Below are 12246 nucleotides of genomic sequence, written 5' to 3' on the forward strand. Positions count from 1 at the left end.
CGGCGCAGACAGCCTTTTCGCTCAGTAGAGCAGGAACGGCCGGCGGGTTTCGATCCAGGCCGCTTCATCGGGCGCGGCGACGGCTTCCAGGTCACCGGCCGTTGCGTTCATGTCGTCCACCCACTCGCGCAGTGCCGGCCCTCCGTTGATGAGGTCGATCGCCAGGCGGTCGCGCTCGTACTCGTAGGGGAAATCGCGCCAGAGCGGGTAGTCGAAGGCCTGTTCGCGCACTGCTTTGAAGGCCAGGGCCTGCAGGCGCCAGGGTTTGAACGCGGCGTAGTCGTAGTGCTGCGGGTCTTCGACATGGATCTGCACGCCCGCGCAGAGCTTGCCGACGTGCTTGTGGAAGGTCGGCTCGAACCAGCATGCGCGCAGCCGGCAGCCGGCCAGCCATTGCGGCGCGATGCGGTGCATGTCGGCCAGCAGGCGGGTGGTGTCGATGTCGGGGGCGCCGAACAGTTCGAGCGGGCGCGTGGTGCCGCGGCCTTCGCTGAGCGTCGTGCCTTCGAGCATCACGGTGCCGGCGTAGGCGCGGGCCATCCAGAGGTTGGCGGCATTGGGGCTGGGGTTGACCCAGGTCCTTTCCTGCGGCCAGCCGAAGCCGGGGCCTTCGTCGGGCCGCCAGCCGTCCATGGTGATGACCCGGTACTCCACATCGAGCCGGAGCAGGTCGATGAACCAGTGGCCCAGCTCACCCATGGTCATGCCGTGGCGCATAGGCATGGGGCCGGCGCCGACGAAGCTCTCCCAGCCCTCGCGCAGCAGCGTGCCTTCCACCGGGCGGCCGGCGGGGTTGGGGCGGTCGAGCACCCAGACCGCTTTGCCGTGTTTCGCGGCGGCTTCCAGCACGTAGCGCAGCGTGGTGATGAAGGTGTAGATGCGGCAACCCAAGTCCTGCAGGTCCACCAGCAACACGTCGAACGTGTCCATCATGGCGTCCGTGGGCCGGCGCACCTCGCCGTACAGGCTGAACACCGGGATGCCCAGCACCGGGTCGGTGAAGTCGGGCGACTCGACCATGTTGTCCTGCTTGTCGCCGCGCAGGCCGTGCTGCGGGCCGAAGGCGGCGCTGAGCTTCACATCGGGCAGGGCGGCCAGCGCGTCGAGCGAATGGGTCAGGTCGCGCGTGACCGAGGCCGGGTGGGCGAGCAGGGCGACGCGGCGGCCGGCCAGCGGCGCGCGCAGAACGGGGTCTTCGAGGAAACGTTCGATGCCGAATTTCATGCGGACGGAGGAGCGGGTGGAAGCGGGGGCAGGGCGGGTTGGAAGGTCCAGCCGGCGCTGTGGTGGAAGTCGGGCCGGTCGGCGCGCGGGTGGTGCAGTGCCCAGTGGCTGATCCGGCCATCGAGGGTTTCGATGACCGCGGTCAGGCCGATGGCGGTCGGTCGCGCGGGCAGCAGGGCGCCGGGCAGCCAGGCCTGCAGCACCAGCGAATCGGCGGAGCGTTCGGTGGTGACCGTCGGTCCGGCAGGCGGTGGTGCGTCGCCGGGCATCCGCTGGCGCTCGGCGCTGAATCGATAGACAGCCCACTGCCCCGAGGGCGAAAGGTTGAACTCGTGGTAGCTCGGACCATCGCCGTCCTGCATGAAGGCTTCCAGGCAGGTGTGGCGCCAGAGGCCGTCGGCGGCGCCCACGGCGGGCGGCGGAAGGGCCAGCGCGTCGATGTCGCCTTCCAGCCGGTAGCGCAGCAGCCAGCCCGGCCCGTCGTCGGACGCCACCAGCTCCAAGGAGGCCGAGACGCCCAGGCCCGCGGGCCCTTGTTCGCCGGGGTGGACCTGCAAACGCAGTGGGGCTGCCGGCAGACCGCCGGATGGTGCGCTGGGCATCAGGGCTTGTAGCACTGGCCGGCGGCGTCGACGTCCATGCGCAGCAGTTGCTTCTTGCCGTTGAACGCGCCGCCCGCGCTGTAGGTCAGGCAGCCTTCGCCGCGGTAGTGGGTGACGATGCGCCGGCCGTCGGCGCCGAAGTAGAAGGGTATCCAGTTCTTGCCGGTGGTGTGGTTGTAGAGCTGATCGGGCTCGCCAATGAGCTTGTAGACCTGCTCCAGCTCCATGCCGATCTTCACCTTGGCGAAGCGGCTGTCGAGCGCGGGCGTGCCGCTGATTTCGCCGTCGAAACTGTTGTCGTAAGACCGCACGACCCGCACGTTGCTGCCGGTGCCAGCGGCATCCGCCTTGGGGGCGGGCTGGTCCAGCGAGATGCTGGAGCAGCCCATCAGCACGAGGGTCGCGGTGCCCAGGGTCAGGGCCAGTCGTGAAGAGGGCATGGGGGCTCCTTGGTGCGTGGTCGGTGCAGCATGGCGGAGCCCCGTGTGGGGACGACCGTGTCGCTGCGGTCGATTGTAGTGATCGGGGTCAGTGCGAGGGCGTGGCCCGCGCCGTTCCGAAGCGGTGCTGACTGCGGTTCAGGAAGGCGACCAGCGAGAGCATCACCGGCACCTCCACCAGCACGCCGACCACCGTGGCCAGGGCCGCGCCCGAGTGCAGACCGAAGAGGGAAATGGCCACCGCGACCGCCAGTTCGAAGAAGTTGGAGGTGCCGATCAGACAGGCCGGCGCGGCGATGTTGTGCGGCAATTTCAGCCAGCGCGCGCCCAGGTAACCGATGGCAAAGATGCCGTAGGTCTGTATCAGCAGCGGGATGGCGATCAGTCCAATCACTGCGGGCTGGGCGACGATGGTCTCGGCCTGGAAGCCAAAGAGCAGCACCACGGTGGCGATCAGGCCTACCACGGACCATGGTTTGAGTTGCTTCACGAAACCGGCCACAGCCGCTTCGCCTCCGCGCGCCAGCCACCAGCGCCGGGTCAGCACGCCGGCCACCAGCGGCAGCACCACATAGAGCAGGGTGGACAGCAGCAGGGTCTGCCACGGCACGGTGAGATCGGTCACGCCCAACAGAAAGGCGGCGATGGGGGCGAAGGCGACCACCATGATGAGGTCGTTCACCGACACCTGCACCAGCGTGTAGTTGGGGTCGCCCTTGGTGAGCTGGCTCCACACGAACACCATCGCGGTGCAGGGCGCCACGCCCAGCAGGATCATCCCGGCGATGTACTCGCTGGCCGATTGTGGGTCGACCCAGCCGGCGAACAGGTAGCGGAAGAACAGCACGCCCAGCGCCGCCATGGTGAAGGGCTTGATGAGCCAGTTGATGACCACGGTGAGCACGAGGCCCTGCGGCCGTTTGCCGACATCGCGCACGGCGGCGAAGTCGATCTGGATCATCATCGGATAGATCATCACCCAGATGAGTACAGCGACGATCAGGTTGACGTGCGCGAACTCGACAGCGGCGATGGCGGCGAAGCCCGCGGGGGTGAGCAGGCCCAGACCCACGCCGGCCAAGATGCCCAGGCCGACCCAGACCGTGAGGTAGCGTTCAAAGAGTCCCATGGGGTGACGGTATCAGACGGTGGCCGGCTGGTCCTTCCCGATCTGCTGGACTTCCTGGGTCAGCGCCAGGCGGCTGAGCTTCTCGATGGGCAGGCACATGAAGAGCGAGATGCGGCGCGAGAGCACGCTGAAGGCGTCGTTGAATGCGCGGTGGGCCTTCTCGTCATCGCCGGTCACGGCGGCCGGATCGGCCACGCCCCAGTGGGCCGAGATCGGCTGGCCTGGCCAGACCGGGCAGATCTCGGCGGCGGCCTGGTCGCAGACGGTGAAGACGAAGTCCATCACCGGCGCGTCGGGCGTGGCGAATTCGTCCCAGCTCTTGCTGCGCAGCTCACCGGTGCGAAAGTGGTTGCGCTGCAGCAGCTCGATGGCACGCGGGTTCACCGTGCCCACGGCGTGGCTGCCTGCGCTGTAGGCGCGAAAGCGCCCGGCCGACTGCGCGTTGAGGATGGCTTCGGCCATGATGCTGCGCGCCGAGTTGCCGGTGCACAGAAACAGCACGTTGTAGACCTTGGGGGCGTTCATGAAGGCGTCCTTTTCAGGAGTGGAGGGGTGTTCAGGTGGAGGGCGTGGCGACGGCGGCTGGCAGCGCCAGGCGCGTGGGCAGGGCCAGCGTCAGCAGCCAGCAGGCCAGCAGCATCAGCGCCGAGCCGGCCAGGGCGTACAGCAGGCCACCCCACTGGTAGAGCAGGCCCGACATCAGCGTGCCGAAGAAGCGGCCCAGCGCGTTGGCGGCGTAATAGAAGCCCACGTCTTCGGCGGCTTTCTCGCTGCCGGCGTAGGCCAGGATCAGGTAGGAGTGCACCGAAGAGTTGACGGCAAAGGCGAAGCCGAACAGGCCCAGGCCGCCGACCACCCACCACTGCAGGTTCGCCACCTGCAGCCACACGGCCGCCGCGATGCCCACCGGAATCAGTGCCAGCGCCAGCGACCACCAGCGCGCGGCCGGCACTTCGCTGGTCAGTCCATCGGGGCTGCGTTTGACCAGGTTGGGCGCCAGCGCCTGCACCAGGCCGTAGCCGATGGTCCAGGCCGCCAGGAAGCCGCCGACCATGGTGAAGGTCCAGCCCTGCGAGTAGAGGAACACCGGCACGCCGACCACGAACCACACGTCGCGAGCGCCGAACAGCGCCACGCGTGCGGCGGCCAGGCCGTTGATCCCGGAGTTCTTGGCAAACAGCTCTTTCGCGGATTTGGACGCCTTGGCCTTGCCCATCATCGGCGGCACCGACAGCACCACGCCCGCCAGCACCAGCACCAGCAGGCCGGCCATGGCCCAGAGCGACTGCTGGAAGCCCAGCGCCTGCAGCAGCACACCACCGAGGAAGAAGCCAAAGCCCTTCATGGCGTTCTTGCTGCCGGTGAACCAGGCCACCCACTTGAAGAGCTGGTTGTTGCCGCCGTCCTCGGCCTTGGCCTGCGCCTGCGTGACCTTGATGGCCGACTTGCTGGCGGTCTTGGTCAGGTCCTTGGCCACGCCGCAGATGCCCTGTGACACCACCACCCAGGCCACCGACATCGCCGCCGTCCAGGTGGGGTCGAGCATCGACAGCAGGGTGAAACCGGTGATCTGCGTGACCAGGCCCACGGTCAGCATGCGCTGGATGCCGTGGCGCGTGGCCAGCCAGCCGCCGATCAGGTTGGCCAGCACGCCAGCCGCTTCGTACAGCAGGAACAGGAACGCCAGCGTGAACGGTGAATAGCCCAGCTTGTAGAAGTGCAGCAGCACCAGCATGCGCAGCGCACCGTCGGTGAGCGTGAAGCCCCAGTAGGCGGCGGTGACGATGGCGTAGTTGCGCACCGCGTGGCTGGCGGTGGACGTCGGGGCGTTCATCAGATGCCGGTCTTCTGCAAGTGGCAAGCGAGGTCGACCATGCGCGTGGCGTAGCCCATCTCGTTGTCGTACCAGGCGTAGACCTTGAGCAGCGTGCCGTCGGTCACCATGGTCGAGAGCCCATCGACGATGGAGCTGCGCGTGTCGCGGGCGTAATCGGCGCTCACCAGCGGGCGGTTCTCGTAGCCCAGGATGCCGGCCAGCGAGCCCTTGGCGGCGGCCTCGAACAGGGCGTTCACTTCGTCGGCCGTGGTCGCGCGTTTGAGTTCGAACACGCAGTCGGTCAGCGAGGCGTTGAGCGCCGGCACGCGCACCGCGTGGCCGTTGAGCTTGCCCTTGAGTTCGGGGTAGATCAACGCGATGGCGGTGGCGCTGCCGGTGGTCGTGGGCGCCAGGTTGACCATGGCGCTCCGCGCACGGCGCAGGTCCTTGTGTGGCGCGTCCACCACCAGGTTGGTATTGGTCGGGTTGTGCAGCGTGGTGATCTGGCCGTGCTTGATGCCGATGGCCTCGTGCACCACCTTGACCACCGGGGCCAGGCAGTTGGTGGTGCAGCTGGCGGCGGTGACGATGCGGTCGCGCGCCGGGTTGTAGAGGTGCTCGTTGACGCCGACCACGATGTTCAGCACATCGCCCACCTTCACCGGCGCGGCCACGATCACGCGTTTGGCGCCGCGGTCCAGGTGGCCTTGCAGTGTCTCGGGCGTGAGGAACTTGCCGGTGCATTCCAGCACCAGATCCACGCCCAGATCGCCCCAGGGGATCTCGGCGGCGGTCGCGTGTTCGCTGAACGACAGGCGCTGGTCGTTGATGCGGATAGCGTCCCCGCCCTCGGCCGCGATGTCGGCGCGCCACTTGCCCTGCACCGTGTCAAAGGCCAGCAGGTGGGCGGTGGCGGCGGCACCGCCCTTGATTTCATTGAGGTGCACCACCTCCAGGCGGTTGCCGCTGCGCGGGTCGATGGCTTCGCGTTCGATGGCGCCAAACGCGGCGCGCAGGGCCAGGCGGCCCATGCGGCCCATTCCGTTGATACCGACTTTCATCTTGTTGCTCTGATTCAGATGTTTCAATAAAACTCGAATTGTCCCGGCAGTCTGTGACAAACCGATGAAAACACCGGCCTTGTCATGTGGCGGTCACAATGGGCTGCGCGGTCAGGTCCGCCGCAGCGGGCAGCACCACCACCGGCGAAAAGCCGCCTCCCTCGGTGCGGAAGTTGGTGGTCTGGCCGGCCCAGGTGCGGGCAGCCAGCAGCTGCACCTGGCCGCGGTAGGTGTAGGCCCGTAGGTCGAGCTTGAGCCGCACGGTGTCCTGGTCCACCCGCACCAGTCGCTCGCTGGGCGGCACGGTGGTCTGGGCGACGTAGTCCCCGGCCAGGATCTCGGCCCACACGCGCCGGGTGAGCTTGTCGCCGCGGTAGGCGGCGCGGGCGCCGAAGCCGGCGGCCGGTTTGAAGAACAGTGCGCGCCGTTGCGCCCAGAGGGCATCGGCGTTGTCCGCCGTGACGCGCTGCGTCGCAGGCACGACCCGGCGCAGCAGGGCACGGTCCGCGTCGCTCACGCCCCAGCGTTCAGGCAGCGCGGTGTCGGACAGCGCGATCAGGTTGCGCTTGTCGGCGTAGAGCGCGTGGGTGCGGGGATGCGGCGTGACCACCGCAGCGCCCGCAAGGTAGGCCTGCTGCAGCGCCTCGTGGTCACCGTCCTGCAGGTAGAAGTCGGTCAGCCGGTTGTAGACCAGGTCCACCGGCGTGCCGGCGGGCAGGGCCGGGTGCCAGAGCGCGCCGCCCTGCCACTGCAGTTCGCGCGGGTCGGCCACCACGGCGGTGAGGCCGTGCGCGGCGAACAGCGCGCGCGCCATCTGGAACTCCGGCGCCAGGTACTGGGCCTCGGGCGCGTCGTCGACGATCAGGATGTTGCGCAGCGGCGCATCGCCGCGCTGCGCCTGCCATTCGGCGCGGAACATGGCGACGAAGGCCTCGTCGAGGTGGCGCAGCCGGTCCCGCGGGTCGAACACCTGCTGGAACGATTCGCAGCAGGCGCGGTGCGCCCGCGCCAGGGCAGCGTTGAGCAAGGCGCCGCCGGCGTTGCTGTTGATCTCGATCAGGCGTGGCCCGTCGTCGGCCAGGTGGAAGTCGTAGCCCATGAAGACACCGGCGGGGCAGTGGTCCAGGCGGGCGATGGGTGGCGCGCGGTCCAGCGCCTGCTGCTGCCAGGCGGGCAGGGCGATCACACGTTCCAGTGCGGCCACCGCGTCGGTGATCTGCTCCATCACCCCAGCATCGAGGAACACCGCTGTGCGCGAGAACAGGTGCGGGTGGCTCTGGGCCAGGCGCGCGGTCAGGCCGGCCAGCGAGGGTTCGATTTCCAGTTGCTCGCGCAGGCGCGGCGTCTCCAGCGTCTGGCAGGCGCAGCCGAGGTTCAGCGCGTCGGCGAGGTTCATGTGGGGTCTCCGCAGTCGCTGCAGGCCGAAGGCGCCACCTCGCACGCTTGCCCGCCGCAGCAGTGCTCGGTCAGATAGCCGAGCAGGGCGTTCATGCGGTCGAAGTGGGCGCGGTAGATGAGGTTTCGGCCCTGCGGTTCGGCGCTCACCAGGTCGGCGTGCACGAGTTCCTTGAGGTGAAAGGACAGCGAGCTGGGCGCGACGTCCAGGCGCTCGGCGATGGCGCCCGGCGTCATGCCGGCCGGGCCGGCCACCACCAGTTCGCGGAAGGCGCGCAGGCGCACCACTTGGGAGAGGGCGGTGAGGGCACTCAGGGCTTGCTGCTCTGCGGGTGTGATTGATTCCATATTTCAATTATAGTTGAAATGTTGGGGCAAAAACACGCCGCTGGTCGCGGCGTGAAGTCGTTGCTTCAGTAGATGGCCGGCACCACCATCTGTTCCGGCACCGCCTGGCGCCGGTAGTCCTCGTGCCGCTCGCGCTGAGGCAGCACGATGGCCGGGCGCTCGATCTCGTGGTACGGCATCTGGCTCAGCAGGTGGTGGATGCAGTTCAGGCGCGCCTTCTTCTTGTCGTCCGCCTGCACCACCCACCAGGGCGATTCGGGGATGTGGGTTCGCTCCAGCATCACTTCCTTGGCCTTGGTATAGAGCTCCCAGCGGCGGCGCGATTCGAGGTCCATCGGGCTGAGCTTCCACTGCTTGAGCGGGTCGTGGATGCGGCCCATGAAGCGCAGGTGCTGCTCCTCGTCGGAAATCGAGAACCAGTACTTGATGAGCTGGATGCCGTTGCGCACCAGCATCTTTTCGAACTCAGGCACGTCGCGGAAGAAGGCCTCGTACTGCTCGTCGCTGCAGAAGCCCATCACCTTCTCGACGCCGGCGCGGTTGTACCAGCTGCGGTCCAGCAGCACGATCTCGCCACCCGCGGGCAGGTGCGTCACGTAGCGCTGGAAGTACCACTGCGTGCGTTCGCGGTCGTTGGGCGCGGGCAGCGCGACCACGCGGCAGACCCGCGGGTTCAGCCGCTGGGTGATGCGCTTGATCACGCCGCCCTTGCCCGCGGCGTCGCGGCCCTCGAAGATGATCACGACCCGGTGCCCGGTCGCGACCACCCAGTCCTGCAGCTTGACCAGCTCACCCTGCAGCCGGAACAGCTCCCGGAAGTAGCTGATGCGGCTGGAGGCGCTGGCGCCGGGGCGCTGCGCGTCCTCGCCCAGCCGGTCCTCCATCTCCAGCTCGAACTCCTCGTCCATCGAGTCGAGCAGGTCTTCGCGCAGCTGTGCGATCTGCTGGTCCGTCCGGAGCCCGGTGTCGCCGTTCATGGTGCTTCCCATCAGCTGCCGATGACGCCGCCGTCGTTCTTGGTGATGACGATGGTGGCCGAGCGCGGACGCTGGCCAGCACCGTAGCCGGCGTTGGCGGGCCACTGGCTGGTGTACTTCGACGGATCGGTCACGTCGGCCATCTTGGTGCCTTCGCCCGGGTGCTGGATGTTGATGAACACCGCGCGGCCGTCGGCGGTCTCGCACCAGCCGGTGATCTCGCAGTCCTTGGGGCCGACCAGGAAGCGTGCCAGCGTCGACGGCGTCGGGGTCTTGCCCACGTAGGTGGTGACTTCCCGGTCGCCGTGCTTGAGGGTGCGGGCAGCGCCATCGCCCTGCTTGCCGGGGATGGCGGCCAGCATCATGCAGTTGGTCTTGTCGGTGTAGGCGCCGTCGTCGGTCTGGATCCAGCAGATGCCGGTGGCGGGGCTGAACACCAGGCCATCGGGCGCGGACATGTCGTTCTCGTCGGTCAGGCTGGACAGGTTGACGCTGGCCTTGTCGGCGTCGGCCTCGGCACCGAACACATAGATGTCCCACTTGAACGTCAGGCCGGTGGGCGAGGCGTCGGCCAGGCGCGCGATGTGGCCGTGCACGTTGCCCTTTTGCTCCTTGCCGGCCTTCAGGTCGGTGTAGACGCGCGGGTTGGCTGCGTCGGCGGTAGCGGCGGTGCGGGCGCTGTTGTTGGTCAGCGTGAAGTAGACCTCGCCGGTGCGCGGGTGCACCCCGTTCCATTCCGGGCGGTCCATCTTGGTGGCGCCCGCGGCGTCGGCGGCCAGGCGGGTGAAGATCGCCACGTCGGCGTTGCTCTTGAACTCGAAGTAGGAGCTGTTGGCGATCTGCGGGTTGTTCATCGACAGCTCCAGCCACTGCCCGGTGCCGTCGCCCTTGAAGCGGGCGGCGAACAGGGTGCCCTTGTCCAGGTACTTGTCACCGGCGGCCAGGCGGTTGGCCGGCTGGGCGTCCTTGGGGTCCCACTTGGCGTCGGAGACGAACTTGTAGATGTACTCGCCGCGGGCGTCGTCGCCCATGTAGGCCACGATGGGCTGGCCGGCCACCGGCTTGGCAAAGGCCACGCTCTCGTGCGCGAAACGGCCCAGGCCGGTGCGCTTGCGCATCGGGGCGGCGGTGTCGTAGGCGTCCACCTCGACCACATAGCCGAAGGTGTTCATCTCGTTGCGGTAGTCGTCCTTGGCCGAGGCGCCGATGGCGCTGTTGTTCCAGCGCACGAAGCGGTCGTCGCTGCCGCCGCTCTCCCAGCCATGGCGGCTGGCGGCGCCGGCGTTGCGGCCGTAGCGCTTGAGGGCCTGCACCTGCTTGTCCTTCTTGCGCGCGTCGTCGTCCTTGGCGTCGCGGAAGAAGTAGCCGAACCAGTTCTCTTCACCGCTGACGAAGGTGCCCCAGGGGGTCTTGCCGGTGCCGCAGTTGTTGATGGTGCCGCGGCAGGCGGTGGCGTCGGGGCTGTATTTGGTGACCAGGTGCTCGCTGCCACGGGCCGGGCCGTGCACGACGGCCGGCGTCATGGTGGTGATGCGGCGGTTGAACGGCGAGGCGGCCTTGTGGGCCCAGCGCTTGCCGTCGGTCTGCACCTCGACGAAGGACAGGCCGTGGATGGCGAGTTCCTTGTCGATCTCGGCGGCCGGGCGGGGCAGGGTGGCGGTGCCGCCGTTGGCGTGGATGAAGAAGGAGGCCAGCTTCTCGTCGGTGGTGGCTTCGTGGTTCACGCCCAGGATGCCGCGGCTGTTGTAGCTGGCCGAGGGCTTGCCCGAGGCGTCCAGGCCGAACCACTCCATGCCATCGTGGTGGTCACCGGCGCGCAGTTCGAACTGGGTGTCGGTGCCGTCGTTCTTGAACGGGGCCACGCCGGCGGCCAGCGGGTCGCCCAGGGCGTAGATCACCTGGGCGGTGTAGCCCTCGGGAACGATCACCTTGTCGGCCAGGCTCTTGGGCACGGCCTTGAAGCCCAGGCGGTCCAGCTGGGTGGCGCTGCCGCTGCCCATGGTGGTGGCGCAGCCAGTGACAGACGCGGCGCCCACGGCGGCACCCGCCAGCCCCGCGCCGCGGAACAGACTGCGGCGGCTCAGGCGGGTTTCCAGGACTTGTTCGAAGGCCGGGTTGCTGGATGTGTTCGACGCTTCGTTGTTGAAGTGCGATTCGGTTTTGTGGCTCATGTCGGTTCCGCGTGGGTTGATGGAAAACGCGTGCAGTCTGTGCGGAGGCTGTGAAAGTTTCATGACGGTTGTGCGGCAGTTTGTGGGGCAGGCCTGCAGCGTCAAAAAAGTTTCATCGGGCTGCCACGGGAGGGACATGGCGGGGCCGGAGCATCGTGGCCATGAGCAACCGATCCATCCACCCAGCGTCCGTTGTGGACGCCATCCTCACCCAGGAGCCCACCATGCGAGAACTGCCCACCCCGACGCTGGACCTGTCGCCGCTGCCCGACTTCCGGAGGTCACTTCACCCCCGCACGGACGCGCCCGCTGCGGTGGTGGTCCCCGGTGCGGTGGTCCAGGCACCGGCCGGCATCGACGTCGGCTGGGCGCGGCACCTGGACGAGGTTCGTGAGGCGCAGCGCCTGAGGTACGAGGTGTTTGCCGGCGAGATGGGGGCCATTCTCTCCAATGCCGTGCCAGGCCACGACGTTGATCTTTTCGACGACTACTGCGAGCACCTGCTGGTGCGCGACGGCGCCACGCGCAAGGTGATCGGCACCTACCGCGTGCTGACCCCCCAGCAGGCCAAGCGCGCTGGCAGCACCTACAGCGACACCGAGTTCGATCTGGTGCGCCTGCGCCCGCTGCGCGAGAGCATGGTGGAGCTGGGCCGCAGCTGCGTGCACCGCGACCACCGCCAGGGTGGCGTGATCATGGCCCTGTGGGGCGCGCTCGCAGCCTTCATGCAGCGCAACCGGCTGGACACCATGATCGGCTGCGCCAGCATTCCCATGCAGTACGAAGGCCCGCACGGCATGATCGGCGGCGGCCACGCGGCGGCGAGCATCTGGCGCCAGGTCAAGGACAAGCACATGGCCCCGATCGACTGCCACGTGCGACCCCGGCTGCCGCTGCCGGTGGAGCGGCTGGACAGCTCCCTGGAGGTCGACCCTCCGGCGCTGATCAAGGGCTATCTGCGCCTGGGTGCCAAGGTCATGGGCCCGCCGGCCTGGGACCCTGATTTCAACGCCGCCGACCTGCCGATGATCATGCGCATCGCCGAGATGCCGGCGCGGTACCGGCGCCACTTCGGAGTCTGAA

General features: G+C 68.1%; 12 protein-coding genes. 1 reads left to right on the top strand and 11 read right to left on the bottom strand.

Annotated features, from left to right (window positions below; all coding sequences use genetic code 11):
- Positions 1-21: 21 nt before the first annotated feature.
- The 11 genes from HFL01S_RS14900 to HFL01S_RS14950 form a co-directional block, all read right to left on the bottom strand.
- Positions 22-1224 (bottom strand): exo-beta-N-acetylmuramidase NamZ family protein, encoded by a 1203-nt coding sequence (locus HFL01S_RS14900; protein ID WP_066259983.1) that lies wholly within the window; start codon positions 1222-1224, stop codon positions 22-24.
- Positions 1221-1826, bottom strand: a complete 606-nt coding sequence (locus HFL01S_RS14905) for a DOMON-like domain-containing protein (protein WP_157538888.1) — start codon at positions 1824-1826, stop codon at positions 1221-1223. The genes HFL01S_RS14900 and HFL01S_RS14905 overlap by 4 nt, the downstream gene beginning before the upstream one ends.
- Positions 1826-2266, bottom strand: coding sequence for a hypothetical protein (locus tag HFL01S_RS14910; protein ID WP_066259988.1), 441 nt, complete (start codon positions 2264-2266; stop codon positions 1826-1828). Before HFL01S_RS14910 ends, HFL01S_RS14905 begins: the two co-directional genes overlap by 1 nt.
- A gap of 88 nt (positions 2267-2354) precedes the next feature.
- On the bottom strand, positions 2355-3395 hold the full coding sequence (gene arsB, locus HFL01S_RS14915; protein ID WP_066259990.1) for an ACR3 family arsenite efflux transporter: 1041 nt from the start codon (positions 3393-3395) through the stop codon (positions 2355-2357).
- A 12-nt stretch (positions 3396-3407) separates the two neighbouring features.
- On the bottom strand, positions 3408-3920 hold the full coding sequence (locus tag HFL01S_RS14920) for an arsenate reductase ArsC (RefSeq protein WP_066259991.1): 513 nt from the start codon (positions 3918-3920) through the stop codon (positions 3408-3410).
- Between the two features lie 31 nt (positions 3921-3951).
- The gene (gene arsJ, locus HFL01S_RS14925) at positions 3952-5229 is read right to left on the bottom strand and encodes an organoarsenical effux MFS transporter ArsJ (RefSeq protein WP_066259993.1); all 1278 of its coding nucleotides are present in this window, start codon (positions 5227-5229) and stop codon (positions 3952-3954) included.
- Positions 5229-6272, bottom strand: coding sequence for an ArsJ-associated glyceraldehyde-3-phosphate dehydrogenase (locus tag HFL01S_RS14930; RefSeq protein WP_066259995.1), 1044 nt, complete (start codon positions 6270-6272; stop codon positions 5229-5231). Before HFL01S_RS14930 ends, arsJ begins: the two co-directional genes overlap by 1 nt.
- 82 nt (positions 6273-6354) lie before the next feature.
- Entirely contained in the window at positions 6355-7668 is a 1314-nt protein-coding gene (locus tag HFL01S_RS14935; RefSeq protein ID WP_066259997.1) for a hypothetical protein, read from the bottom strand.
- Positions 7665-8015 (bottom strand): ArsR/SmtB family transcription factor, encoded by a 351-nt coding sequence (locus tag HFL01S_RS14940; RefSeq protein WP_066259998.1) that lies wholly within the window; start codon positions 8013-8015, stop codon positions 7665-7667. The genes HFL01S_RS14935 and HFL01S_RS14940 overlap by 4 nt, the downstream gene beginning before the upstream one ends.
- 65 nt (positions 8016-8080) lie before the next feature.
- The gene (gene ppk2 / locus HFL01S_RS14945) at positions 8081-8992 is read right to left on the bottom strand and encodes a polyphosphate kinase 2 (RefSeq protein WP_066260000.1); all 912 of its coding nucleotides are present in this window, start codon (positions 8990-8992) and stop codon (positions 8081-8083) included.
- 11 nt (positions 8993-9003) lie between these two features.
- A complete protein-coding gene (locus HFL01S_RS14950) occupies positions 9004-11163 on the bottom strand; it encodes a PhoX family protein (protein ID WP_066260002.1) in 2160 nt (719 codons plus the stop codon).
- A 224-nt stretch (positions 11164-11387) separates the two neighbouring features.
- Between HFL01S_RS14950 and HFL01S_RS14955 the strand changes: the two genes are divergently transcribed.
- Positions 11388-12245, top strand: a complete 858-nt coding sequence (locus tag HFL01S_RS14955; RefSeq protein ID WP_066260121.1) for a GNAT family N-acetyltransferase — start codon at positions 11388-11390, stop codon at positions 12243-12245.
- Position 12246: the final 1 nt, after the last annotated feature.

Origin of the sequence: Hydrogenophaga flava NBRC 102514 (assembly GCF_001571145.1) — a bacterium.
Taxonomy (GTDB): domain Bacteria; phylum Pseudomonadota; class Gammaproteobacteria; order Burkholderiales; family Burkholderiaceae_C; genus Hydrogenophaga; species Hydrogenophaga flava.